This is a genomic window from Bradyrhizobium sp. MI1.3 (assembly GCF_055811695.1).
On record NZ_JBVVPQ010000014.1, the window covers coordinates 133,559 to 160,267 of the forward strand.

Below are 26,709 nucleotides of genomic sequence, written 5' to 3' on the forward strand. Positions count from 1 at the left end.
ACAAACGGTAAAATCGATTGTATCGATAGAACACATTCACAGCGTGGATCGCTCAGGATTATGCGTTTCAAGGGCCTTGATCTGAATCTCCTCGTCGCGTTCGACGCCCTGGTGACGCAAGGCAATCTCACTACGGCGGCAAGAAGCATCAACCTCAGTCAACCTGCGATGAGTGCCGCCGTCGCGCGGCTTCGCACTTACTTTCGCGATGAGCTATTCACCATGAAAGGACGGAAGCTTGTCCCAACGCCGCGGGCTGAAGCGCTCGCAGCCCCGGTTCGCGAGGCTCTCGCTCACATTCAGCTCTCAATTATTTCTCCAGACGGCTTCGATCCGTCTCAATCGAATCGGCGATTTAGGATCATCCTGTCCGACTTCATGACTGTCGTGTTTCTTCGAGGGGTCGTGGACCGAGTCGCGCGGGAAGCGCCAACAATCAGTTTCGAGTTGCTGCCGCCCGCAGAGGAACCTGATGAGCTTCTCCGGCGCGGTGAAGTCGATTTTCTCATGTATCCGCAGATGTTCATGTCGAGCGCGCATCCGAAGGCGGCTCTGTTCGAGGACACTTTCGTCTGCGTGGGGTGCCCCATGAACAAGCAGCTAGCATCGCGTCTCACGTTCGAGAAATACATCTCGATCGGGCACGTGGAAGCCCAGTTCGGGCGCTCCCTGAGGCCCTCCTTCCACGAATGGCTCTTGCTCGAGCATGGTTTCAAGATACGCACCGAGGTCGCGGTGCAAGGTTTTGGCATGATTCCGCCTATGTTATTGGGCACCAACCGTATAGCGAGCATGCCCTCAAGATTGGTCAGCCATTTCGCACAGACGATGCCGCTGCGGGTTATCGAACCTCCCCTGCGACTTCTCACATTCACAGAGGCCGTCCAATGGCCCGCCATTCATAATACTGATCCTGCAAGCATGTGGTTGCGCAACATATTCTTTCAGCAGGCATCCACGATGGTCTCTCCGTCCGAGATCAGCCAATGTCACGGGCCGTCCTAGGACTGTTCGGGCCGGTTGCGGCCTGCTCCCGCTAACCGGACTTACGCCAGGCCCGAAGCCCCCGGTCCTCTGATTGACGTTTGGCATAGTGAAAAAAAGCGCGCTTAAGCGTAGTTTGGTCGGGTGGCAGCCGATTGACTCGCGGTGCCGTGACGATCCTGCGCATCACACAGCTTGCTTGGCGGCTAAGGACTTTCCGCTGATTCGGACGGGACCGCATCACAGGTGCATGCGCCAGCTTCAGAGTACGCAAAAATTATGTGGCGTGTCCGGCGAACAATGTTCGCCCTCAGCACCAAACTCGCTTGAATCGCACGCCGCGTCAGGTTCAAGGTCAGCACCTGCGATCGAAGTTGCAGGCTTCACCTGGTAGCGAACCCGCATCGCTGTTTGCCTGAACTGGTGGATCTCATTGCCTTCAACAGCGATGGAGCTAGTCCCGAAGCGCGCCACTAGATACAAATGGCTGATGACCGGCAGAGGCGCTTCCTGCTCGTTCAGGTCGAATCAACATGAAAGCTGAACGCAAACGCCGCCCACGATCGGCCCCCCCCAAAGCCAACCGTCAGCTCGCGCAAACCCGCATGGGCAGGGAAGACTGCGTGTCTTTGCACAATGTCACAATGGAAATTCGGAACACTTCCTCTCTCGACGGCGCTTATCTTCCTCTCGATGCGCGCGATGCCGCGTGATCGAGTGCAACTGCAAGCTTGCAGACCGCAGGATCAACCCGGATCAAGTGACATCAGCTGGCGGCACTTATCCGGCTGCGCGCGTGTTGCGGTGAGGAGTGTTCATGATGAGAGGACCGCAACTGTGCCAAGGTGCGGCCGCGTAAGCGCTCGCCGCTCCCACTCGCCAAGCCTGCTCCTCCTCCAGCTTTCGATCATTTCGGCCGACATGTTCACCCGAGCCAAATCGGATCATCGGCGCGGGGTCCTTCTTTCCGACGTCGCAACAATCGTGTTTTTCGAAAGATCGCGGCGTGACTCACACCGCGCCACCGCCGTCCATCTCGAGCTGCTGCCTCGCACCGCTATCCCCGAAGGGCTCCTTTGCTGCGGCAAGATGATTTGCCTATCTTACTCGAAGCATATATGTCCAGCGCGCTTGCCAAAGCGATACTGTTAGAGGCTGGAATTGAGTGAGTGAGCGGCCGGACGAGCAAGCCAATACCGCGACAGCTCGCCGTCGAGCCTTGTGTTCGATGGGATTCTTACGGCGAATCCGCCAGACACTGCCCCCCCGATCTGGGGAGTCGCTTTGACTTGAGCACGGTCTTAAGACGCGCATTAAACTCCTCCACCAAGCTACAGCATCTCTGCCGTATAGCGAGGCTACCAAAGGCTTGCCAAGTGATTCTGCAAAGGCAGTGTCGCTAGGAATCCTTGCACTTCGGGTGGATTACATCTGCCGAGGGCCGTCCGATGTACTGCGCTCCGCGACACCGAGCCGGCGCAAGCCTAAACACGCAAGTTATTGCTGTATTAGTTATGCCAAGGCTTTCCCCGGGCGTGAGCGCGTGGCGCCTGGGGCGGCCGTAGACGCGTTTGAGTGCCGCCACATGCAACGGATATGGCACGATCATTCGAAGACCCGGTCCTTAATTGCGAGCAACGTTTTGCCAGACGCTTGAGGTGAACCTGCGTTGAGATGAAGCCTTCACGAATGGTCTTGAGCTCGCCTTCCGTCATACTCCCGACGTTCACGGCGGCGGACCTGCGCAGTTGAAGAGCAGCCATCATCTTCCGGCACTCAAAACCTGGGCAGCGATCACGCCAGCAACGCCTTTGATCCCACAGTGCCACAACGGGGCTAGCGGACGATCGAAAAAGCTGATAGGCGCCAAGCCCGCCGCCGCGCCACGACTGCTGGTGCGATTGATCCGCGATGATCAACCCAATCAACCGCGCCGCGCGCCTAGGTGATAGACGTCACGGCAAGGATTGCGACTGAAAGAGAGCCATCCGATGAGATCAGTGCTATGTCTAGGTTCGCCGTTTCGGGAGGCCGTGTCTCAGCGGGCTGTCACGCACATGCTTTCGCTTTCCTGATGATCAGGCCGCAGAATAGCCACCGCTGCTGCAGGATCGAGGAGGCATTGCACACTTTGGATTAGCGCACTGTCGGGCAGAGGAAGCAAACGCCCTGTTGCACAACGGCATCACGTGGACGCACCTGTCACATTCTTTCACGCACGTCGCCGCTCCGTCTCCTTTTTGCCCCACCACAGCCAAACGGCTTCGTCACGTGCGGCGCGAGTGCAATCACCAAAGGAGGTTTCTGTTGGAAAAGCCGAGCGGAGTCTACGATCCCGATGATCTCGCGAGCTTGGGAAGGCTGTTCGATCAAGCGATCGCGTCTTTACCGTCATGCATGCGAACTAGCGAGAATCGCGTGGCGATCGCCAGACTGGTGATGCAACGCGCAGCGCGGGACGAATTGGCGTCGCTCGCGTACTTGATGCTTGCACTTGTCTCGGCCGCTTGAGCACCGGCATGCACTCTAACCTTCTGGGGCCTGCAGCAAGAGACGCATCATCTAGATCATTGAAATAACTTGATTCTCACGTGACGTCAGGTTGTAGGCTTGCAAATTGAGGATCATGACAAACGCGATACCACGACGGCGCCGATGGCGTATTGGAGAACTTGCAGAGGCGACCGGTGTAACCGTACGCACTCTGCATCATTACGAACATACCGGGTTATTGACGGTGTCGGAACGTACCTGTGGCGGTCACCGCATGTACGATCGGGAAAGCCTACAACGCGTCTCCCAGATTCGTGCTCTACGTGAGCTCGGCTTCTCGCTTCCTGAGATCCGCAAGGCGATCGAGGGGCGGACATCTCTCACGGACCTGTTGCGAAACCATCTGGAGCGGATTGAGCTTCAAGTCGCGCGCGCGACATTATTACGGGATCGATTGCGCACTATGACGACGCAAGGTGAGACAGAAGTCAGTGTCGACGGGCTGCCGGCCACGCTAGATGCCATGTCGCGGATTGAGGAGCGTAGTACCCCCTCTGCCATCTGCACGTGCGCCTCTAACGCTAGCCGCGAAGATCGGTGGCGAAAGATTCGGGACGAGCTACGAAGCTGCATGGACCAGGGTGAGCCTCCGTGCTGCGAGCGGGCAAATGCAATCGCGCGTCAGGCCCGTTCGCTGCTGACTGAGATCGCAGGGGTTGATTCGACGGTCTCGATGATACTTAAGGTGCTGACGCGATTGACCGAACCACACAATCTCGCCGGCTGGGATGCGAGCCTCATGCGATACCTCGATCTCGCCCTCGCCGCGCTGGAGGACCAGCTGGGAAAGACTTGAGCGCACCCGTTGCGACGCCCTATTACTGAAATGTCTCTAGACCGGATGAGGTGATGGTGATCCTGTCTGACCGCGGATGGTTTGTCCCTAGCAGTCGCCTCGGACTCTGCGTTGTCGGTTGGGTCTTTCGCTCTTTCGCTCTGTCGATCTTGGCAATCAACCCCAACGAGCACGCTTCGAAGTACTTGATTCGTACGTAGCGTCACATTGTACCTTCTAAAGCATCGACGCAGCGACGGGGCGACAGACAGAGCGCCGGTTAAACCGAGGGAGACTCCTTTGATCGGCATTAGTTTCGGAAGTTCTCGGTGAGAGTTCTCGACGAGAACAAGTCGATGGATGGTCGTACGCCCCTTCCAAGCGCCTGCTCGGCACACGCCTGTCGAGCACGGGAGACTGGCGAATCTACCGGGTATCAGCAGAATGTTCGATATTGGTCCTGTCAGCCCCTAGACGACCGCTTCTCCTGACCAGTGTCGGAACGTCTGCTCGTCCGTGCCCGCCCGAAGCTTATGGCCCAACCTGGCAACAACCTGAGCCTATTCGTACGCAACCTGAGTTCGCTCCAAACATCATTGCGCCAGATTGTTGGCCGCCGCGTCACACCAGAATGGCGAAGCAGACCAAGTCGTCTCGCGAGACACCGGGAGTCATATATGACGATCCTTCGCATTCACAGGCTTGCAGCTGCTGCGCTCCTTTCCGTGGCCCTGAGCTCGAGCGCCAGGGCAAAAGATGTTTACATTGCCATAGCGGGTCCGATGACGGGAAGCACTGCGGCGCTCGGCGCGCAGATACGCGATGGAGCGGCCGCAGCTGTGGATTCGATAAATGCTTCGGGTCTGCTGCCTGACACGAGGCTCATATTGAGAATCGCCGACGACGCATGCGATCCCAAGCAGGCTGTCGCTGTTGCCAATCGCCTGACAACTGACGGAATCAAGCTCGTCGTTGGTCACTTCTGTTCATCTTCGTCGATTCCGGCTTCAGACATATACGCCGAAGCCGAGGTAATTCAGATTTCACCTGGGTCCACCAATCCCCGTCTGACAGAGCGTGGCCTAACGACCCTGTTTCGGATTTGCGGCCGCGATGACCAGCAAGGCAGAGTTGCCGCCGAATACATCGCGCGGCATCACCAAGGTGCAAAGCTCGCAGTCCTCGACGACAAGAGCACAGCAGGCAGGGGTATCGCCGATATCGTTGAATCGCGCCTTCGTGCAGCCGGCGAGCATCCCGTTCGACAAAGCTATGTTGCAGGCGAGAAGGATTATACCGCTCTCGTTTCGCGACTGAAGCGAGAGGGAATCCAGCTCGTCTATATCGGCGGCTATTACAACGAGATCGGCCTGATCGTGCGTCAAGCCGCGGAGGCGGGCGCACGTCTGACCGTGATCGCCAACGATCCGCTGATGACAACCGACTTTTGGGCCATTGCCGGCGAGGCCGCGAACGGCACGCTCTTTACCTTTATGCCGGACCCGACGAAGAATGCTGCAGGCGCAGCTGCTGTCGCCAAGCTCAAGGGTTCGAGCCTAACCGCCGCAGGTTACACGCTCTACGCTTATGCCGCGGTCCAAGCATGGGCCGACTTCGTCAAACGGGCCGGCACCTTCGATGCTATGCGGGTTGCTGTGGCCCTCCGCTCCGAGTCAATCGACACGGCTATTGGCACTGTTAGATTCGACTCCAGGGGAGACAATGCCGCTCCTGACTTCATCGTTTACCGCTGGCGCGACAATACCGTCGAAGCGGTCGAGCAGAACTGACCGCCCGTGCCAACACCGTACGAAGCGTTCGAATGATGAACCATCCTCGATATATCGATTACGCGCTGCTCACGTGCCTCGCAATCGCCGCAGTCGCAGCATTTCTCACCCTCGCAGCAATGCTATCACAGCTATCGTGCGCGCCCGCAGGGCCGCCCGAAGAGTACGTTCCCATTCGTCTGGTGCCACTGCAGTGAGCATCACATCCACATTCGTAAGGCCGACGAAGACCGGTGTCTTTTTCCAGCCAGTGAACTTGATGCCCGCCTCGCTCTCGGGAGAGAGCTGTCAGGACCTCTTTAGAACGAACGTACGTCGTGAAACGATGTCAGTCACGCGCAGTCCGTCTGCGGATTGCGCGAGTTCGAGCCAATCGTTAGCTGCGCTGTTCGGTCGAGGGACGTGGCCTTCCATCCCTTTCCTGGAAGCAGGTATTGGCTCGGAAAACGCCGTGCGACGCCTGATCCGTGCTGATCGCTTTCGGACCTTGAGACGGAGTCTGATCCGGTACGGCCCTTAGAGCCAGGTCCGCCTCCCAACACTCACATTCACGCGGGCCTCGCGCTTCTCGGGTCCGAACAAAGCGCACGCACCCACGTAGGCTCGCCGAACGCCCTCAACTACTCTCGTCGACAAAAAGGGAGACACCACTTTGGATGCAAAGTTGCAGACTATGCTTTCCGCGCTCTCGCCGGTGGCTCGGGAATTGAATGCTCTACCGTCCGGGCGGCCCACCACCGACAACAATTGCGTGAAACTAAACACGAACGAGAACCCCTTTCCTTTGCCAGGCGTCGTGATGCGTAGCGCAATTGCAGCTCTCGAGCTGCAATACCGCTATCCAGAAGACGACAATGTCAGCTTGAGGCAAGCGGCCGCAGCTGCGTATGGCATAGCAACTGATCGCGTGATCGCTGGCAATGGATCGTCTGAACTCCTCAGCCTGATTTACAGAGCCTTTCTTGCCCCGGGCGACCACGTTGCAATGATGTCGCCGGGTTTTTCATTCAATCGCAAGCTTGCCATGTTGCAAGGGGCCCGCTTCATTGAAATTCCCTGGTCTGAACCGGACTGCTTGCCGATGGACGAGCTGCTTTTCGGTGCGGCTAAACAGGCCAAGTTCATTCTGCTGGCCAATCCGAACAATCCGACCGGAACGTTTATTCCGCTCGCTGAGATCGAACGCCTCGTTGCACGATCTGACCGATTGATCGTACTGGACGAAGCTTACGTCGATTTCGCACCTGAGGACGGCCTACGCCTCGTTGAGCGCCATTCGAATCTTCTGGTGCTGCGCACATTTTCCAAGAGTTATTCGGCCGCTGGCATTCGCGTCGGCTTCGGTTTCGGCCATCACGAGCTGATCGGGCGGCTTCGCAACATGCAGAACGTTTTCAACATGAATGTGGTCGCTCACGCCGTGGGGATGAGCGTCCTTGCGCATCGCGACGCCTATGAGGAGAACCATCGCCACGTCAGGCTTGAGCGCCAGCGCGTAGCCGCCGCCCTCTCTGAATTTGGGTTCTCTGTAACGCCTTCCCACGCGAACTTCCTCCTCGCCCGTGTGCCGGTAGGCCAGGGTGGCAGATGGTGGCAGGCGGCGTTGCAAGACCAGAGAGTCCTTGTTGCCTTCTTTCCGGATGCCGGCCTGGAAGAGTGCATTCGGGTTAGCATCGGTACAAAGCGTCAGATGGATGCGTTTCTTGCGGCCGTCGGCAGCGTTCTTAGGAAAGTGGGATGTCGTGGCTAGGGGTCCCTTCCACTCATCTCACAGATCTCCGTCGTAATCGATCCGGACCCACACATGATGCAGCTCCGCGACAGAGCCCTCGGTCAGTTGTTCTCCAGTCGCCGCATTACGAACTTTGTGAACGGCTTCGCAATAATACAGCGCATTGCCAGCGAGCGCCTCTTGCACTCCCGAAACCCGGCGGACTCCGGTCCTCTCTATATAGGAGATAACTGAGTGAGAAACGTTGTTCCCTCAAATCTGACCTGCGGCATCTTTGATCATCTTGACGACGACGGCCGCAATATCACCCGGCAATACGCTGACCGCCTTATCCTAGCGGAGGCCTACGACCGGCTCGGTTTCTATGCCTATCATCTGGCGGAGCATCATTGCACTCCGCATGGACTGGGTCCGTCGCCGAATTTGTTTCTGTCAAGCGTCATACAACGCACACGGCGACTTCGCGTCGGTCCTTTGGTCATGCTGCTCAATCTCTATCACCCGCTGCGTGCATTCGAGGAGATCTGCATGTTGGATCACCTGAGCGGCGGCAGGGTTGAGGTCGGCCTTGGTCGCGGCTCTCTGCCGATCGAACTGAGCTATTTTGGTGTTGGAGCCGATGTCGCCTCGAGCCGTTACGAGGAAGCTTCTCGAATCTTCTTTGGGGCGATGAATGGCGGCCCGCTCACATACGAAGGGCAGCATTTTGCGCTGAGTGACGTCCCTTTGACGCTTTTACCTCACCAGCATCCTTGTCCCCCGACGTGGATTGCAACAAATCGGCCAGATTCAGCCCGCTGGGCTGCGGCAATTGGCGCCAATCTTGCGTGCATGGGCCCCTCTTCTGCCGTTCGAAAGATAACCGATGTCTATCGCGCTAATCGAGAGGCAAAGCCTGTTGCCAGCGGCGCAGCATCATTCCTCGCATTGCTCCGCATGGTCGTAATTGCCAGCTCTGAAGCCGTCGCCCGCTCCCTCGCGGCGCCAGCCTACGAAACATGGCTCAAGAGCTTTAAGTTCCTGTACGAGCTCAATGACATCCCGCCTCCGTCCAACCTGCCCCTGACATTGGATGCCGCAATTGAGAGTGAACTGTGCGTTGTCGGCACGCGCGCTTCGGTGCGCCAAACTCTTCTCGATCACGTCGAAGAGGCAGGCATCAACTATCTCCTTTGCCAGCTCGCCTTCGGATCTCTGTCACTGGATGCCTGCCTCAACACCGCAAATGCCATTCACTCCGAGCTCATAGCGGCAGATCGCTGACGGTGACCCAACAGCGGTTTCAACAACTGCGCCCTTGACCCGGCAATAAATGGCGACAGCGAGGCCAATGAGTACGGCAGCCGAATGCATCGATCAGGCTACTCTTATCGTTCAAATGGCCATTACGCGCATGCGATCCGTTCGACTACATTACCAAACAGGGCGCTTAACGGCAGTAAATGCCCTGACTCTAATTTTGCGTGCGTTGGTATCGACCGAACAGTGGCCGGCATGGACAGGTGAGTTGGCTCACGCTGATCCCGCTTTGGCGCGCCAGTTCGTCGATCGCATTTCACACAAATTCAAGGTGTGCCCTATCGCCCGGTCGGGCCTGTCGTGACGCAGTGCCGGCGGCGCTCCGACCGGACGGAGGAGATCGCGCGTAAGCTCGAGATCGTGCTGGCGGAGCTGGCTTCGCTGCGCATTCTGCTGGCTGCGCACGGCATTAGCACCCCGCCACCTCTCGATGATGACTACCTCACTGTTCAGCGGTTCGCGGCGACGAATCACATAAGTCCCGAAGCCGTGCTCTCTCGGATCCGCCGCGGCAAGTTGCGTGCGGAGAAACGCGGTGGTCGCTGGTGGGTGACGGTTTGCACAGCATAGCCGTGCAGTGACGAGGACAGTAAGAGAGAATGGATCAACATACGGAAGCGGCACATGGAAATGATCTGTGCGTTCACGTTGGTATCTCCTCTGGGCTCGACGCGATAGCCAATGGAAAATCAAGAGATTTATCGAGGTGAACGTGGCGCACGACCAACACACCGACGTAAGACCGCGAGGCTCGATCTCGATGCCCTACGCAATCACAAAACGCGTCGGCGCCCCGAGCACTTGCACATCGGATGACCATCTTTACGTGACCGGGATCACTCAGTCGATTCGGTCTTGTCAACAGAGCGATCCGAGTGAACAAAGGAAAGAGCACGGACGCGTGCCACCAAACGTTCCACCCCGGCTGCAGCAAGTCCTGTAGCAAATGGAACGCGGCGCACACGCTCCATCTCGGTTTTGAACGTGAGCCACCGCACGCTTATGGCCCGGAGCATAGGAAGAGAGATGCTTTGCTCGCAAGTCGCACAGTTGCGAGTTTCCCTGATCATAACTCGAACGTCCGTCTCACACCCGTAGCAGCGGCAAATGTATCCAGGTCATTTCGCCTATTCGGGCCTCGGCTCGCGCACCGGTGTCAAACGGAACAAATCTGATTTCGCTGGGATGCGCGCCAGAACCTGGCTGCAGAAGGAGATAGCCGATGATGTCACCAAGACTGATGTCAGTCCTCGGGTCGATGGTAGCGGTCGAGCGTATGTTTTGGAAACTTAGAGAATTGATCGACGGCGACAGCTCGATCCCACCTGATGTTCGAGAGACGCTTCACATAATGTTAGACGCAAAGCTTCTTGCCGCGAAGGATAAGATCGTGGGCGACGCGCGCGCTGCAATTGGTGCAACTCCTGATTTGCCGCAGGCGGTCCGCGACCGCGCATACAGATCGCTCGACTCTGCAATGAAAATGTTCATGTCCAGCGAACCGCACCGCACTCAGCATGCTCGTAGCTAAGTCGGTATCTCCAGCGCTCATCCCAAGATGCATTGACGCATGCTCCGCTCCATCGAGCGCTTGCCGCGAAAGGGCTAGGTTAACTCACTCAAACCGGCGACCAGAAGACATCGCCTCCATTTTTCGAGATCGCCAAGCGCTGCATGTAAGGCAGCGTCTTTCTCATCACAGATTGTTCCATCAGTAGGCAAGCCTGGAAAGATGGGTACGCCACCTTCTCCGGCACCATCGCTCGTAATTCCGGCCCTCGGTCTCAGAGGATGAGTGCGGTCCCCTTGCACCTCAATGCGGCCGGCTGGCAGCCTGCCGACCCGGCAACAGCGCTTGACGACAGTTGCGCCAGCGCGTGGGACGATGCCGTCGAGACAAGTGCACCACTCTGACCAGACCACATCGATCGCCATCACGAGTTTCCTTTCCTGCAACGATTACCGCGTGTGGACTGCTCCGCAACTGATCTGCAGAGCTGTGTCAGGCTAAGAGAAGAGAGATCCAGAACGCTCCCCCGACGTCGCTTTGATCTCGCATCAGGATCAACGTTGCGCTGACCGTGACAAATAGTTCCTTGCCCAGTTCGATTTGCTGAACTCGCCTACCTAAACTGAGAGGTTTCGAAGGTGTGGCTTCCTGCCTAGAACTCGCCCTGCGATGGTTAGTACAGCGGATGCATCATGAAGCCTTACGAGCGCCTCGCCGAAGTACTCGGAAATAGCGCGTGTTTTGATGATGAGGCATGTGAGGTGTGGGCACAGTGCCTCTCACCCACCGAGCGGCTGGCGTATATTCGCAAGCATCGCTCTCACTTCCGGTTCACAGATTACGATGAAGTGATAGCTGTTGTACGCGGTCGTCGCTTCACCGGTTGCTCATCGCAGCTCCTTAGATGGCGCCACAGGATACGCGCAAGGACGTTGCAAAGCGCTTTGCTCTTCTCGGTTGCGGTTTGGCTGGGGGTCATCTGGCTTGCGGTGCGCTTCATCCGCTGAGATCAGCAGCCGGGTTTTCGTCCACACCTGAGCGCCACTGTGTTCGCACGCGACTGAGCATGCAACGTCGTTGGAGATGATCTGAAAAGCGGCAACCTGACCCAGCGTTCGGTTCGAACATTCCTTTAGGCGCTAAGGTTGGGATGCAGTTACAGCAGTTCTCGCCGACATTGTTAAGACGCACGAGGCTGGGGGCGCCAAGACAAGAGAGTCGTGGCGTTTGGCGCGGCGGCGCCGGCATTCGGTGCAGATCTGACTGGACTGCCAGTCCAAGCTCTCTACACCAAAGCTCCGGGGCCTGTCGCGGCTGCAATCTACGACTGGAGCGGCTACAACGTTGGTATGAACGGCGGCTTGGCCTCAAGCTCGAGTTGCTGGGATTCCGATGGCGGCAAGCCTGAGGGCTGTCATGATGCGACCGGCGGAAGCGTGGGTGGCCAGATCGGCTATCGATGGCAGATGGGCCAGATCGTGCTTGGTCTTGAAGGCCAGGGGAACTGGGCTGATTTGACCGGATGGAATCCCAGCGCTGCTTTTTTGGATATCAACTAGACCAAGATTGATGCGTTCGGCCTGGTAAAGGGGCAGATCGGTTATGGCTTCGACAACGTACTGCTTTAGGCCAAAGCGGCGCCGCGGTGACGAGCAACACGTTTCGAATCATCTGGACTACGGGCGAGCTGGGTGGAGAAAGCAAACACGTTCTTTGGGGCGGCGCGTTGGCAGCCGGTATCGAGTACGGCTTCGCACCGAATTGGTCGGTTCGGTCCGAGTACGCACACCTGTTCATGCGGCCTGCCATGGTCAGCTTCACCGAGCCCGCTGGTGGGATCGACCGCGTCCGCCAAGATTTGGATCTTCTGACTGCACGGCTCAATTACAAGTTCGGCCGTCCGATTCTTCTCAAATATTGATCTACCGTTCAATCGGCGGATCGAAAGCCCGGCCCATGGCCTGAGCTTTTTTTGACCTGTTGGCCTAGTGTACAGGAGGCACACAGCATTCCGGGAGACCGCGCTTGCTGAGAAAGCCGTTCCCCTGCGCTAGTCATCGCAATCTCCGCCCCCCTCACTTACGCGAGGGTGACGAACCCGGCAGATGAGGCCCGTACCTTCCGGAGCTGCTGTTCGATTTGGCAACGTGGCGCTGAGCGGGCCTCTTTTGCTCTGGGGTCCGCTCGACCTCAGGTTCACAGGGACTAACCCGTAAAGAGCGCGTCCGCAGAATAGGGGAATCGTGCGCTTAATTAAGTTTCCGGCGCGATTGGGCAGCCAGATTGACGGGCAAGAGGAACATCCCGCGTGCATGTCTTGACAGTTGCATGCGCGCCCATCCTTGAGCGGGCAGCAGCACGGGCTCGAGGGTCGGGCTACGCGCCAATGATGACGCTTGCGCTGAGGATCACTTCACTTCGGGGAGATTGGTGGGCCAGCTGATATCTATTTCGCCCTCCGTGGACTACGCACTGGCGGTCCGCATGGGGCAGCACTACGAAAACGTAGTCGTGAGGGCTGAGATCACTGAGTGCAGGTGGCGCCGCAAACGCTCTGCGCTGAGTGTAATAATATGCCTCTTTGAGCGGGGCCCAGGCGCGGGATAGCTGCTCGAACGCGGTGCCGGGAGCGGTTTCGGAATAAGGTATCGCCAGGAGCTTTCCCCCGGGAGTTATAGGGCCAGGCTCGCCCGGAGCGGTCGCTGCGATTTGCGACAGAGTTGGCTTTGGCGCTTTTAACTTGCTTCCGCCGAACAGATCCGTGCGATATGGCACACCTTCGACGGCGAGCGTACGCGCCAACATGAACGCGCTCGGCTTTACCGGGAGTTGCACCGCGACTAACGGGCAAGACCCCCGAGTCAGTCGATGAAAAATCGAATATCGCGTCTCCGGCTCCGTTGCCGCTCGCCGCCCCTGCATGTCAACGACTGGTAGCTGCCGCAGCCCTGCCTCACCCTGCGGCGGCCTGGGCTCGTGATCCATGGTTTGCAGAACCTGACGCACGTCGAAGACGGATGCAGGATGTTGAGCCCGGATCCTCGCCGCATCATGCGTCATGAATGAGTCCAGCGCATCAATGGTCCGTTCAGCCACGCGATGCGGTCGGGCGATTAGCGGGCACGCTGACAACCGGTCCCGCGTTCTGCCCGAGCAGGATCGCTGGATGGGCGTAACGAAGCCATCGACCGAATCGTCTGCCCCCTAAATCAACAGCGCACACACGGCACTTTTCGCTCTCGGCGCGCTCGGACAGCGCACCTCGCGGCCCCCCTTTCCTCTTCTCAGAACTGATAGTAGAACTCCGTTCCCGTTTGAGCTATTCCTTCCAGGTCGATGAATACTTGCCGCCCAACCACGGCCACAGCCGATTGGCGGCCAATAGCCGAACTTTGAAGTCGCTGATGCTGGTTTCGAGTGCTGCGATGTGAGTAGCAAGACAAGTCGACAGTCGCTTGAGCCGGAGCACCTCCGCTATGGGTTGTTCCACATGAATGTGAGCTGTCACCCAGCGAAGGGGCATGGTGATTCAGGTCCTCGATACCCGTTCAAGTGACTGCGCTCCGCCCATTGTTTTTGTCGGCAAAAATCGGGCTGGTAACTGGATTGCCCGCGAAAAACGGGGCGCGTTTGGCGGGCTTTTTATCAACCGCGCCGAAGCTCTGAAATACGCTCTCTTCAAGAACGGACGCCAACCAGAGAACATCATCGAAGTGGCGCGTGAGATCGAGCTCGATATTCCCAGCCCGTGAACTGCAGAACACGAAGGATTGACCGCCCTTCTGCATCCGCTGACCCGTCGGAGCCGGGCACTCGCTAATCGATGTTATTGAATGTGCGCACTTCAACCTTCAATTAGGCAGCCCACAGGCTTCCCGCTGCAGGTTCTATCGTCGGCAATCATCGGCCAATCGTGCTTCCGCTCGATGAGCGCTACATCGTTAAAATCCTGAACATCAGCCGTCCTGATTCGACTGCGACGACCCAAGATGAGAGAAGGACGCACCATCGACTGCTCCATCTGGCACACATTTCATTACGCAAGCATAGCGCACAAGTTAAAGAACTAGTCAGTTTCATCTGCATCGGGCTATCTTGAGGTGGGATGCGTTCGCGGGCGTAGCGCCATCTCGTTCGCAGCGATACTCAGAAACACTCAGATTCGCGGCGTCCGCCGCAAACATATTCAGCTTATGATTTGAGCCGCTAGATCATCGCAATCTTCGCATTGGTGGTCCGCGAAAAGGTAGTTCATTAAGCTAGCTGCGGGCGCGTAATTCGCTGCGCATTTCGCCGGAGCAACCCACAGTCGCACCTTACATTTCGACAGATCTGCGTCAGCGGGAACGGAAGCGCGGCCGTTACTTTAAATAAGACGCAGACGCCGTGCCTTGACGACGCACTGCGTACGGCTGGTCGTTTCCAGCTTTCGCATTGCATTTTTGACATGAAAGTTGACGGTGTTCTCGCTTACTTTCAGGATGACTCCGATGGCCCAGGATGACTTCCCCTCCTCGACCCATAGCAAGCACTGTTTTTCCCGTTCCGACAGCGCAACCTCTTGCACATCCGCCATGAGTTTCTCCTGAAGCCGAGAGGACGTGGATCGAGATCAGCAAATGCCATACCAGTCGGTGGCACCGCAAACTCTCGCGGCAGCGACAAGATCTTGGGAGATTGCCGGTTCACTTCTCCGGAGACTGCAATCCAACTGCAGCCCTATGGACGGGATTGCGACATATGTCGAAAACGCAACTGCAGTATTTGAGACAACCGTAGCAGGTCGATATTTGCTGAACATCTGCGTGAGCTAGATATCACCCTTTGGTCAAGCGTTCCTCCCGCAAAGGGTGAATGCTCTGTGAAGGCCGTAGCACCCGGCTCGCGAGCCGAGATCCTTCATTTGCACTAAAGCTTTCCTTCCAACGTGTCGGCTCCGATCCACCCACCACAACAGCCCCGCGTTCGGCGCCACCCTACGGCGATAAAGCAAGCTTTCACGTCCAATCAACTACCAACGCTGGTCATTGATCGGCATCACAACAAAACGGTATGAGCAGTGGGGCTTGCGCCAAGCGAAGCGCGGCCTCCAGGACTTCTGTATGAAGTATCAACCACAATCCGCCCGGCCCAACGCAGGTCATCAATGCACTCGGCCGTCGCCTGTCGAGATGCTTCGTGCCCAGGTCTGCTCGAATGGCGAGCTCTCGTTTCTGCTGGATGCGCATGACGGCCTGGCCGCCACAATCGCTCAGCGGTCAGGATCTGGTTTGTCGATTGCTAGCTCGCTCGGCTATCGCGATGCCAATGAAGCTTCATCGACCCAGCTCGTCGAGAGCGTCGAACGAATAGTGGATTCGACCGAGCTACCTGTGGCTCGTGGACGGCGACGGGGGGTTCGGTAATTTCAACAATGAGCGCCTCTTGGCACGCAAACTCCGTCAGGGTGGCGCGGCCGGTGGCTCGCTCGAGGACAGCTGCTTTGCAGCTCACGCATCGCGTTTTGCCATTGTGCTAAGTACAAATTTTCATCGAGTGCTTGGGCGTGCTAGGAACGAGGCCGTGAAGCATTGACGCGCGGTCCCGCTGCGCGCGAGGCGCGTCCACGCGCTGGAAAATTGACAGAACAGGAAAGACGCTCGAATGGCGCCTGGAGAAGACCATAGACCGAATCGTCTGCAGTATCCGTACTGAACTTGTAACACCGTCGAAGAATGGGATATCCAGTTGGGACTCCGAATAGTTCTTCGAACTGACCGGTGGCGGGAGCGGCATCAATGATAAGATCAGTATTTGTCACAAGAATGCTGTGACGGCGCAGCGCTTGAGCGACAAATTGCTCAGCAAACTCGTCTACGATCTCACCGTCCACATCTGTAGACAGATAGGTCGAGTCATACAAGAACGGCATATCGTCGATAAATATCGTCTTGCGGACGCACAGCATCGCTTCCCTCGGCGGGCGGAAGGTAAGCATAACCGGGTCTGAAATCCTCTCTCGTGTGATGGAAAGCAATTTCATGGTCGTCCCTCAAAGGAGGGAGCCGTAAATCTAGCGTGCGCAGAATTCTCGCCTGCTTCTTGACCTTGTGCCCTTCTCCGCAACAGAGATGGGTCACGCCAGCAGCTTGGAGGTCGCGAAGCGCCCGTTTAATCGTGATGAGGCTGACTCCGAATTCCTCTCCAAGCATAGCAGTGGACGGAATTGGAGCATCCGGCTGATAAGTCTCATTGGAGATGCGCTTCATAATCTCCTTGCCTACCGTCATGTGAAACGATGAGCTGGGACGGAGACCAGAAGGTGCTGTCGACATTTCGTTCCGATCTCCCTCTGGCCGAACGTATTCGCATTCCGATTGCGGCTAGTGGAACTGTCCCTAGCAATCTCGATCGTCAGCGAGGTGCCTTGATTGCGAACACGTAGCCCAGGGCCATGGCATACCTTATGCTTGGCATTTTCTGTCAACGTGCCGCATTGAATTGCGTTACGGCAGCTGGCATTGGGCCTTAGTAGCAATCTCCAGGATACAAAGACGAAATCTTGCTTGGCTTTGAGATGTATGAAATGATGGTCGCCGCTTTCCGTTTTTGGTCCCAGCCTGACTTCGGAACCGGCCTTGAACTCTGGCGGATCATGCTCCGTTGAAGCGCATGATAGGGAGTTCGCTGGAGGACAGCGTGGCATGGCCACCGAGCGCGAGTATCAAGCGACATCCTCCATCAACGACATTAGACCAAAAAGCGCATCACCCGTGTGAGCCAAAGTCGGAAAGCGTCGGTAAGCAACGACACCAGAGGCAGGAAACTTCAGTTCGGCCGGTTCGGCAGCAACATCACCTAATGGATAGACCCGTCCCGCCGGCTGGTTCGCCTTGACTTCATCGGCCGGTTTGGCAAATGGCTCGAACAGGCCGTCGCAAGGCGCGTAGATGGAGTTGTGCGGGCTTTGATATTTGAGAATCACGGACGAGCTGGGCTCGATGCGGTCCATAGCCGGAAGAATTTCATAATCGTGCAGAACCCGTCTCAGGCCACGCTCAGCGATCCGCAGCCCACGTTGTGAGAGAGTGGCCCCGAAACCCAGCTCAGTCGTCAGAGCAGGAATTCCGTGTTGCTCAGCAGCGGCGTAGAGAGTTGACCCGGCACCTGCACCCGCGCCATGGGTAATCGCCCCAAATGGTGCGTCAAAGCTTTTCAGAAGCCGCAAAATCGCGGCAGCCTCAGCGTCGTTCCGGCCGGAGCGAGCGAGCGCGACCGGCAAATAGTCCAGCGACCGGCCTCCGGAGTGAAGATCAAGGACCACATCCGCCAGAGGAAAAAGTTCTGACGTCACATAGTGGGCGATCATTGCGGTTGGCCCACCATTTGCGTGGCCCGGAAACTCACGATTGAGGTTACCGCCGTCGAGTGGAGAATTCCGCCGACCAGCGCTAACGGCGGGCCAATTCAGAGCAGGAAGGATAATGATTCGACCGCGCAGATTTGCGCTTGAAGACAACTCCCGTGCGAGATTGCGTAGCGCGATTTGGCCCTCGTACTCGTCGCCGTGCGTTCCTGCTGTCAATAGAGCGGTTGGTCCGCTACCGCCGTTGAAACAGAGTATGGGAACAGGTATCCAGCCGTAGGCGGATATGTCGGACGAATATGGGACGCGGGCATAGTCCGCCTGCATTCCAGTTGCCGAAAAATCGATCTTGCTCCACACGCGGCTTTTCATTGTTAACCCTGTTCAGTAAGCGATCTGGCTGTCATCGCTCGGCTCACGCAACGAAATTTTCTTCGCTTGCAGGTCGACGACTAGGGCGGGACCATGCGGGCTTGATATAGATTTTACAGATCGACTGGGCAATCGCTCGGGCGCGATCTCGCTCAGAAATTCAGGACCACTTTCGGTAGCTCGAAAGACTTCTTCGGTCTGATACACGCCGCCCGTCATCTCAAGCTTGGGTTCAAGATGCAGGACCATGTCTTCCAGAATGATCTCGTTCGAGCCGGCCATCAATGATGGCAGTTCCGTTAACGCGTTACCTGAGCCGTGGCCAACACGACGCGCCGCCGTCAGGCGAGACTGGTTGCGCTCCGACCAGAGTTCCTCAAAGGGACGTAGACCATGGCGCCGGTCATCCCAGGCCTTATCTTCTCTGCTAATCGAATTGTCACGCCTCTCACGAACCCGTCAGGTCTTCCTGCTCTGGCGTTGCTTTACTGATCTTTCGCGACCCGATCCGGATCACTGATCTGATCAGCACGGCGTGCGCCTATATCAACCCAGATGAAGTTGCCGCGGGCCAATGGAACGTTGTAGTTCGGTTGTTCGTAACTCTTTCCTGCGGGATCAAAGCGAAGTGGAAGCCGGTCGACGCTATCGGCCCCCAGCGCGATCATTCGCTGCTTGAGCAATTGGCCGAACTCATATTCATCCATGTCGAGGCGCAGATCGGCCAAACTAGCAAAAAAGCTCGCCGTTGCTATGCGACGGGTCTGACGTTTGGTGGCCAGCTCGTGCTGACTTTTGACGAGCCGCTGCTGCCAGATGAGGTCGGCCTGGTGCGATAGCCTACACTTGCGCTGCGCCGCCCTCATGTAATCGATCAGTGCGATCGATCCGCGCCCAAACATGTCGGGTCCATAGTCAAATCGAACAGCAGCACCGGCCGAGAGATCATTCAGAAACTCGCCTGCGGCGGATACTGCGACTTCGGTGTAGCCATGATGATAGATGGGCTGAACATGGCGGTTCGGCCATGCTTGCGCATTGCGCTCTTCCGAGCTGCTAATGATTATTGCAATCCTGGCGCGATCATGTCGCGCAATCGCTAACAGCGGCTTGGTATCCAGAGTCCAGAATAGCGTTCTGAACCCGGAGTAATAATCACAATTCTGCCATGACGTCAGAATCACGGCATCGACATTTGCATCTGCTATGTTGGCGCACAGGCGGGCAATGACCTCCGCTTCAACCAGGCAGGTGGAGGCAATGCCATGTTGTTCTCCATCGCTTAATTTCATTTGCATGAGGTCGACTTCGCAGGCGACTGGCCGGTATGAGGGGGGTTCTGCCAAGGTTTGAAGCTGCGGCGGCTAACATCATACGTGATATACTGCTATGTCAGCCGGCTTCCTCAGAGCCGACATACCAGATATACTCGCCCAAAGTGGCGCAGCGAATCTGCCCGACGCAAGCGCCTACCAATCGTTCTAGCGCTGCAGAAGATTCTAAAAAGGGACCCAATGGTTGCAACCAAGGACGCAGATGCGCCCCGGCGGTGGTCAAACGCATCATATGAAAGGCGATGGAGGCATTGGCACAAAAGCGCACATAGGCATGATCGTGATGGATAACGCTCAGACTCTGTCACATGAAGCGCGTGGCATGCTTACCTTACCTGGCGTGGCGCTGTATCGAATCTCGACACCGGGAAATGGTGCAACTTCGCTTCGGTTGATCTATTGAAGGATGCGTTCTCTGGACTTGACGAAGCGCTGGCTCAGATCAACGCAACGCGTCCGTCGTTTGCGTTTCCACCTGAGGACAAAGAACTCCGTGACTTGATCGAGATCAATGCCTCGCTCAGAAAAATCGTGAAGGCTTTGTTGCAAGAACGATCATGAGCTACGACTTCCCTGAGCGTGATGCAACGCCTGCTACAGCGAAATAGCTTTGCGGAATCGACTATCGTTAACTACCCAAATAGCCCTCCAGACCTGCCGCTCGCGGGCCGTTCATACGATGCCGGCCGGCCCTCTTCGGGTGGTACGTATCGCGATAGGTCCGCGCAGAAAAGCAGAAGCGCTTGATATTAGGCCCCATGGACATCAGCTCGAACAACAACGAAACGCTGTGCGTCGCTCCGCCCCCCGCGTCGCTCGAAGGGTTTGCTAGTCTCTCGGTACCGCTTTATCGAGCTTCAACGATTGTTTTCCCAAACGCAGCGGCCTATCGCGCGCGTGCGACACGGTCGCCGGATGGCTATACCTATGGCCTCTCTGGAACTCCAACAACCCGGACGTTGGAGAACCAGCTGGCGGCAATTCATTCCGCAAGCCGATCTATCATCGTGCCGTCGGGGCAGTGCGCGATAACATCCGTTATGCTCGGCCTGGTGAACCATGGCGAGCACTTGTTGATCGCCGACAATGTCTATCCTCCGGTGAAGCTATTCGCGCGGACAATCCTTCAGTCCTTTGGAGTCGATACAGAGTACTTTGATCCGACTCGTCTCGCCGACCTCGACGCCAAGTTCCGACCTGGCGCAACCAAGCTAGTTTGGGTTGAGTCGCCGGGCTCAACCACGATGGAAATCTGCGATATCCCGGCCATCGCAGCGATTGGTGCGGCCGAGGCCCTGGATCGCGGCGTCGGCCTTCCAGCCGGGCTCGAGCAGGTAATGGACGCGGAGGCGACGATTCCGCGCCGACAGCTCGGCATGGTAGCTCCTCCCCGTGCCACCGGCGTCGGAGAACACGAGGATCCGCTTGATGTCATCCATGAAGGCCGAGGTCTCGGTGAGGTTGGCCGAACCGGCCCGGTTTTCGACGACCAGCCGGTCGCCCCTGCGAATGATGCGGCGCGAGCGGCCGGTCACCTCCGCGACCATATCGGTGCCGAAGCGCTGGACGACCTGGTCCAGCGCACCCGGTACCGGCGGCAACGAGGCGAGCTTCTCGATGAGGCGGTCGCGGCGAGCGACGGCGTCCCGGCTCTCGATCGGTTGGCCGTCGCGATAGACAGGCCGGGAGCAGAGATTGCCCTGCGAATCCGTGAACGGCTCGTAGAGCTGGACCGGGAAGGAATGGGCGAGATAGTCGAGGACATACTCGCGTGGGGTAATATCAACCCGAACGTCGCCCCACTCCTCGGTCGGCATCTCGGCGAGCCGACGCTCCATCAGCGCTTCGCCGGTCGAGACAATCTGGATGACGGCGGCATGGCCGGCGTCGAGATCGCACTCGATCGAGCGGATCAGCGACGGCGTCTTCATTGAGGTCAGGAGGTGACCAAAGAAGCGCTGTTTGGCGCTCTCGAAAGCCGATCGCGCGGCCGATTTGGCCTGGCCGTTCAGCGTACCGGTCTCGCCCGTGATGTTGACGGCCCGCATTGCCGCGTCGAGGTTGTTATGGATGACGCTGAACGCGCCGGCGTACGCGTCGTAGATCCGAATCTGCTCGGGCGTGAGCTGGTGCTCGACGAGCTCGTACGCGACGCCCTCGTAAGAGAGCGAGCGGGCGGCATAGAGGCCGAGCGCCTTGAGGTCGCGCGCCAGCACCTCCATCGCCGCCACGCCACCCTCCTCGATCGCCTCGACGAACTCGGCGCGGGTCGCAAACGGGAAGTCGTCGCCGCCCCACAAGCCCAACCGCTGGGCGTAGGCGAGGTTGTGCACGGTGGTCGCGCCGGTTGCGGAGACATAGACGACGCGGGCATTCGGCAAGGCGTGCTGGAGCCGTAGGCCCGCACGCCCCTGCTGGGAGGCCGCCTGGTCTCCGCGCTCGCCCTTCTGGCCTGCCGCGTTCTGCATCGCGTGGCTCTCGTCGAAGACGATCACTCCCTCGAAGTCGGAGCCCAACCATTCGGCGATCTGCCGCACGCGCGAAAGCTTGTCGCCGCGCTCGTCGGTGCGCAGCGTAGCGTAGGTGGTGAATAGGACGCCTTCAGAAAGCCGGATCGGCATGCCCTGACGAAACCGCGATAGCGGCGTCACGAGCAGCCGCTCCATGTCGAGCGCGGACCAGTCGCGCTGCGCATCTTCGATCAGCTTGTCGGATTTGCTGATCCAGACCGCGCGGCGGTGGCCCTTGAGCCAATTGTCGACAAGGATGCCGGCGACCTGCGGCCCCTTGCCCGCACCGGTGCCGTCACCCAAGAACCAGCCGCGGCGAAAGCGGACGGCATTTTCTGCATCGTCGCGCGCGGCCGCCACAACATCAAAGGTCGCATCCACCGTCCAGGAGCCCGCAAGAAACTCGGAGTGCGCCTCGCCGGCATAGATGACGCTCTCAAGCTGGGCGTCCGACAGAGTGCCATTCGCCACGAGATTGGCCGGCAGATGGGGCCGGTAAGACGGCCTCGGCGGCGCGACCGAGGCCATCGCGGCGGACTGCACGAGTTTGGTGGGGTGCGCATGCGCGTCCGGAATGCGGATCGCCTGCAGCGCGTATTCCTCATAAAGCGCGTCGGTGAGCCGGGCGCCTTCCGGAGGCGTCCACTCGACCGTCTCGTAGGTGAGTTCGACGCCCTCTGCCCCACCATCTTGCGAAGTGGAAGGCGGTGGCGCAAAGGCGCCGACCGGCCGCGGCGTCGCGGGGCGCCTGATCGCATCGACCATGACGGGGGTGGCAACAGGCAGCCTCGGAGGCACATGCTGGGTCACCCAGTCAAGCAAGGTAGCGACATCGCCCGGCATGCCGGGCGAGGCTGGAAAGAATTTCGGCTCTGCGGCGGGCTGCTTGTCGATCACCAGCAGCCGTGTGCCGGTCTGCGTTCCGTGTTTCGCGTAGACCACGCCATGGATTGCGGCAGAAAACACGACCCGCCCGCGTTGCTGGAGGCGAACGAAAGCATCTCGCCACGCCGGATTATCCGGCGCAAGGCTCGCGCCGGTAATGGCAACCAGACGCCCACCGTCGCAAAGACGCGCCAAGGCCGAAGTGGCGTGCCGGAAAGCCGCGTCCGCCATTCGTCGATCGACACTCACCAATGCCGAGAACGGCGGGTTCATCAAGACGACGCTCGGGACGACAGCGGCGTCGAGATGATCATCGATCTGGGCGGCGTCTAACCGCGTAACCTTGACGTTGGAAAACAATTGGTCGAGCAATTCTGCGCGGCTCTCGGCCAGCTCGTTCAATACCAAGCCGCCGCCGGCGAGTTCGGCAAAGATGGCGAGCAAGCCGGTCCCCGCGGACGGCTCCAGAACCCAGTCGGACGGCGTGATGCCGGCCGCGGTGCATGCGGCAAGCCCAAGTGGGATCGGCGTCGAGAATTGTTGAAAGGCCTGGCTGTCCTCGGAGCGCCGTGTTTGGGTCGGCAGACAGCGCGCGATTTTCGCGAGCATCGGCAGCATCGCGGCCGTTGAGCCAGCCTTGGTCCGGATAGCCGGGCCGAACTTGCGAAGGAACAGAACGGTTGCCGCCTCGCAGACATCATAGGCGGTCTTCCAGTTCCAGACGCCAGTGGCGTCGGAAGCGCCGAAGGCAGCTTCCATGGCGTTACGCAGCACAGCGGCATCAATGCGACGGCCGCGCTCGAGATCAATCACGAGCTGTCGCGCGGCCTTGACGGCGGCGGAGGTGAGAGTTGCAGCGGCGCGCATCGAGAGCGGCGCGGCGGCAGCGCCGCCGGCGAGAGATTGGGTCATGACAGGATTTCTTTCGGAGAGCAGGAAACGGGTCGAACCATCCGGCGCTCTCCTTAAAACCCGACGGCTCAAACCCTTGCCGGCCCGGCTCTCCCTTTCAGTCCTCGCCCCTAAAAAATGGGGACCGGCGCGGCACACCAGTCCCCAAGCAATTGTCGGACGGCCACAGCCATCCCGTTCTAGATGTCACTCAGCCGCATCGAGCTGTTGCGGATCATCGTCGCTCGCGTTGTCCTGATCCTCGTCCTTGCCGAGGAATTCGGGCAGCGGGCCCGCTTCACTCTCCTGCTCCACTGACGCCGCATTGGGATCGACGAGACGCAGCGGCTCCGGCAACCAGCCCGAACCATCGAGCAGACGCTCAGCCTCCTTGGCCATGTCCGCCTTCTTCAGGTGGTCGATCAATTGTGCGGACGATTCACCCTTGGCTTCCCGCACTGCCTCCAAAATGCGAGGCTTGGTGACCCGACCGAGATAGTTGTCGACGGAGGGCTTCCAGCCCGCACGAACCATGTCGAGGTCGACAGCGCGTGCCAGCACATCAGCCTGGCCGAGCCGGGAGCCGACGCCGTGGGCGGAGACGCGACCCTGATTGTAGCGGTTAGCCGGCTCATAGACGGCGTTGACCGCAAACGAGGCGCAGTGCGCGAACAGGGATGCCTGCGCACCGCCATCGAGGGCCGTGAGCGCATTCCAAAGATCGTTCTCGCTGTCCGGCAATCTTGCTTTCCAGGACTCATGCCGCGCCTCAACGGCATTCGCGGACGCGCTTTCCCTCAAGCCAGGCGCTTGAGCCGGAAAGGCCGGCGTCCGAAGGCCGATCTCAAGGCAGCTTCCAGACGACGCGAACCGGTAAAAGGCCGTCAGCACGAAGTTGTGCAGCACCGCCTGGAACGCAATCGCAGGATTTTCCGCCAGCGCATCCCGCAACGCCAGCGTGCGATGCGCCGTCAGCTCGGTGATGAGCCGATCCGGCAGAGGTTTCGTCGTGTCCTCATCATCTTCTTCCGCGTCAGCAGCGCCACCCGCGACCGCGATGACCGTGCGTTGGACGGAAGTACCAGCCGCCTTCCCCTCGATCGACTGGGTGTCGTCGGCATGTCCGACCTCAGGATCGTTTGCCGACAAATCGTCCCCCGGCCGGACGTAACCCCGATCCACCGAGAGGCGCCCTTCGGAATCGATGCTGATGAAGACACCGGCGCGGGCGATCTCGGCCGGATCGTAAATCATCGGCCGGTCTTCGAACGCCATCAGTGCCGTCTCGATTTCGCCGAGACGCTGATCGACCTCATCGGGCAACTCGTCGGCATCCTGATAATCGGATTCAAGCCTGGCTTGCTCGGCGTTGAGCGCGTCGATGGTGGCCTGTTCCTCCTGGGAAAGGTCCACCAGTTTGCCCTCGATTTCGCGTAGGCCCTCCGTGTGGCCGTAGGGGAACTCGACGGCGACCGAAATCCACTTCCACCCTTCGGCCGCAATCGTCTCGGCTTCGGCCTTGAGCTTTTCTGTCACGAGACGGTCGAGCAAGGCGATATCCTGGAGCCAGCCGCCATCATCGTGCTCGAACAGATCCCGCAAAACGCCGCCACCAGCCTGCGCGTAAGCGTCGAGCCCAATGAACTGAACGCGGCGATCGGACGCGCGCACGGTATGTTCCGTGAGCATTCGCCGGATCTGATAGGGCTCATCATAGCCGGATCGGCTGACGTTCTCCCAGAGCTGCTCCTGCCTGGCGTGGTCGGCTGTGACAGAGAAAGCCGTGAGTTGCTCGAGTGTCATGCCGTCTTCGGCATAGACGTCGTGGAGTTTTGGCGACACCGACGCCAGCCGAAGTCGTTGCTTCACGACGGCCGGTGTCACGAAATGTCGGGCAGCGATATCCTCCTCGGATAGGCCGGCGCCACTCAAGGTCTTGAAGGCTCGGAACTGATCGAGCGGATGAAGCCCTACCCGCTCGTCATTCTCGGCAAGCGAATCGTCTTCAGCGATGCCCCCCTGCGCACGACACAAGGAACGGCCTGGGTCTTTGCCATCCGCTTCTGCTTTACGAGAAGGTCCAGCGCCCGATAACGCCTGCCGCCTGCCGGCACCTCGAACATGCCGGTCTCATTGCCTTCGGCATCCACAACCGCCCGCACGTTGAGACTTTGCAGCAGCGTACGCTGCGCGATGCTTTCAGCGAGCTGCTCGATGGAAATGCCCGCCTTCACATGCCGGACATTGGACTGGCTCAGCACCAGCTTGTTGAACGGAATATCGCGTGAGGGCGAAAGCGTGATCTTTTGGACAGCCTTGGTCATATCGATTCTCCACGACGGCGGCCGGGAGCCTCTCTCTCGGCCTCCAACCCGTCGCGAAAACCGCCGCTGCCCTCTCACTCTCGTGCTCGCGGTTGACGGAGGAGAACCTCACGCCGCTTCCTGATTCGCTCTCTCCGTGGTGATGTCGACAACCACTTCCGGCAGGAAGCCAAGGAGATAGTCCGCAACCTTGCTGGCCTGCGAAGCAGCTCGCACGATCGCACGATTATCCTCTCGCAGGACCTCCAACCAGGAGCCAATATAATCGGCGTGCCGCACCGTGGGCACGATACCAAGCGACGCGCAACCGAACGCAGAGGAGATTTCCGCAACATATCCTGACAGTCCAGCCCTTATTTGAAATTTTACGCCGCTGGAGATGGTGCTGATCATGCTGCCATCTCC

15 protein-coding genes and 8 pseudogenes are annotated in these 26,709 nt (G+C 58.6%); 13 read left to right on the top strand and 10 right to left on the bottom strand.

Going from position 1 to position 26,709, the window contains the following annotated elements; genetic code table 11:
* Positions 1-60 precede the first annotated feature (60 nt).
* The 9 genes and pseudogenes from AC0L3A_RS13255 (at position 61) to AC0L3A_RS13295 (ending at position 12,564) form a co-directional block, all read left to right on the top strand.
* Positions 61-1,005 carry a LysR family transcriptional regulator gene (locus AC0L3A_RS13255; RefSeq protein WP_473254506.1) on the top strand — a complete coding sequence of 315 codons (945 nt, stop codon included), beginning with the start codon at positions 61-63 and terminating at the stop codon, positions 1,003-1,005.
* A 2,286-nt stretch (positions 1,006-3,291) separates the two neighbouring features.
* On the top strand, positions 3,292-3,495 hold the full coding sequence (locus AC0L3A_RS13260; RefSeq protein ID WP_085348244.1) for a hypothetical protein: 204 nt from the start codon (positions 3,292-3,294) through the stop codon (positions 3,493-3,495).
* A gap of 115 nt (positions 3,496-3,610) precedes the next feature.
* Positions 3,611-4,333: a MerR family transcriptional regulator gene (locus tag AC0L3A_RS13265; RefSeq protein WP_473254507.1), complete on the top strand. Its 723-nt coding sequence runs from the start codon at positions 3,611-3,613 to the stop codon at positions 4,331-4,333.
* A gap of 656 nt (positions 4,334-4,989) precedes the next feature.
* Positions 4,990-6,102, top strand: coding sequence for a branched-chain amino acid ABC transporter substrate-binding protein (locus tag AC0L3A_RS13270; RefSeq protein WP_473254508.1), 1,113 nt, complete (start codon positions 4,990-4,992; stop codon positions 6,100-6,102).
* A gap of 673 nt (positions 6,103-6,775) precedes the next feature.
* Positions 6,776-7,852, top strand: a complete 1,077-nt coding sequence (gene hisC / locus AC0L3A_RS13275; protein ID WP_473254521.1) for a histidinol-phosphate transaminase — start codon at positions 6,776-6,778, stop codon at positions 7,850-7,852.
* Between the two features lie 216 nt (positions 7,853-8,068).
* Positions 8,069-9,097: an LLM class flavin-dependent oxidoreductase gene (locus tag AC0L3A_RS13280; protein ID WP_473254509.1), complete on the top strand. Its 1,029-nt coding sequence runs from the start codon at positions 8,069-8,071 to the stop codon at positions 9,095-9,097.
* Positions 9,098-10,355: 1,258 nt separating this feature from the next.
* Positions 10,356-10,664, top strand: coding sequence for a hypothetical protein (locus AC0L3A_RS13285; protein WP_473254510.1), 309 nt, complete (start codon positions 10,356-10,358; stop codon positions 10,662-10,664).
* Positions 10,665-11,335: 671 nt separating this feature from the next.
* Complete coding sequence (locus AC0L3A_RS13290; protein WP_473254511.1) at positions 11,336-11,650, top strand: hypothetical protein; 315 nt, start codon at positions 11,336-11,338, stop codon at positions 11,648-11,650.
* Positions 11,651-11,863: 213 nt separating this feature from the next.
* Positions 11,864-12,564 (top strand): annotated as a pseudogene (locus AC0L3A_RS13295) (outer membrane protein).
* A gap of 584 nt (positions 12,565-13,148) precedes the next feature.
* Here the strand turns inward: AC0L3A_RS13295 and AC0L3A_RS13300 are convergent.
* Positions 13,149-13,736 (bottom strand): annotated as a pseudogene (locus AC0L3A_RS13300) (shikimate kinase); the annotation flags it as partial.
* A 428-nt stretch (positions 13,737-14,164) separates the two neighbouring features.
* Here AC0L3A_RS13300 and AC0L3A_RS13305 point away from each other — a divergent pair.
* Entirely contained in the window at positions 14,165-14,395 is a 231-nt protein-coding gene (locus AC0L3A_RS13305; protein ID WP_231189095.1) for a hypothetical protein, read from the top strand.
* Between the two features lie 614 nt (positions 14,396-15,009).
* Here AC0L3A_RS13305 and AC0L3A_RS13310 read toward each other — a convergent pair.
* Positions 15,010-15,204, bottom strand: a pseudogene (locus tag AC0L3A_RS13310) (response regulator transcription factor); the annotation flags it as partial.
* A 610-nt stretch (positions 15,205-15,814) separates the two neighbouring features.
* Here AC0L3A_RS13310 and AC0L3A_RS13315 point away from each other — a divergent pair.
* A pseudogene (locus tag AC0L3A_RS13315) lies at positions 15,815-16,127 on the top strand (isocitrate lyase/phosphoenolpyruvate mutase family protein); the annotation flags it as partial.
* Between the two features lie 64 nt (positions 16,128-16,191).
* Here the strand turns inward: AC0L3A_RS13315 and AC0L3A_RS13320 are convergent.
* From AC0L3A_RS13320 to AC0L3A_RS13340, 5 genes and pseudogenes are all read right to left on the bottom strand, one after another.
* The gene (locus AC0L3A_RS13320) at positions 16,192-16,665 is read right to left on the bottom strand and encodes a UTRA domain-containing protein (RefSeq protein ID WP_473254512.1); all 474 of its coding nucleotides are present in this window, start codon (positions 16,663-16,665) and stop codon (positions 16,192-16,194) included.
* An 82-nt stretch (positions 16,666-16,747) separates the two neighbouring features.
* Positions 16,748-16,957, bottom strand: a pseudogene (locus tag AC0L3A_RS13325) (GntR family transcriptional regulator); the annotation flags it as partial.
* A 389-nt stretch (positions 16,958-17,346) separates the two neighbouring features.
* On the bottom strand, positions 17,347-18,360 hold the full coding sequence (locus AC0L3A_RS13330; RefSeq protein WP_204513551.1) for a succinylglutamate desuccinylase/aspartoacylase family protein: 1,014 nt from the start codon (positions 18,358-18,360) through the stop codon (positions 17,347-17,349).
* Positions 18,361-18,372: 12 nt separating this feature from the next.
* Entirely contained in the window at positions 18,373-18,642 is a 270-nt protein-coding gene (locus tag AC0L3A_RS13335; protein ID WP_473254513.1) for a hypothetical protein, read from the bottom strand.
* Positions 18,643-18,845: 203 nt separating this feature from the next.
* Positions 18,846-19,658, bottom strand: a complete 813-nt coding sequence (locus AC0L3A_RS13340) for a hypothetical protein (RefSeq protein ID WP_473254514.1) — start codon at positions 19,656-19,658, stop codon at positions 18,846-18,848.
* Between the two features lie 435 nt (positions 19,659-20,093).
* On the opposite strand from AC0L3A_RS13340, the gene AC0L3A_RS13345 reads away from it, so the two are divergent.
* Positions 20,094-20,255, top strand: a complete 162-nt coding sequence (locus AC0L3A_RS13345) for a hypothetical protein (protein WP_473254515.1) — start codon at positions 20,094-20,096, stop codon at positions 20,253-20,255.
* Between the two features lie 197 nt (positions 20,256-20,452).
* A pseudogene (locus AC0L3A_RS13350) lies at positions 20,453-20,917 on the top strand (PLP-dependent transferase); the annotation flags it as partial.
* 51 nt (positions 20,918-20,968) lie between these two features.
* Here AC0L3A_RS13350 and AC0L3A_RS13355 read toward each other — a convergent pair.
* The 3 genes and pseudogenes from AC0L3A_RS13355 to AC0L3A_RS13365 all read right to left on the bottom strand — a co-directional run.
* Positions 20,969-24,001: pseudogene (locus AC0L3A_RS13355) on the bottom strand (strawberry notch-like NTP hydrolase domain-containing protein); the annotation flags it as partial.
* A gap of 186 nt (positions 24,002-24,187) precedes the next feature.
* A pseudogene (locus AC0L3A_RS13360) lies at positions 24,188-26,304 on the bottom strand (ParB/RepB/Spo0J family partition protein).
* Positions 26,305-26,412: 108 nt separating this feature from the next.
* A partial coding sequence (locus tag AC0L3A_RS13365; protein WP_473254516.1) for a zincin-like metallopeptidase domain-containing protein occupies positions 26,413-26,709 on the bottom strand: 297 nt, incomplete at its 5' end.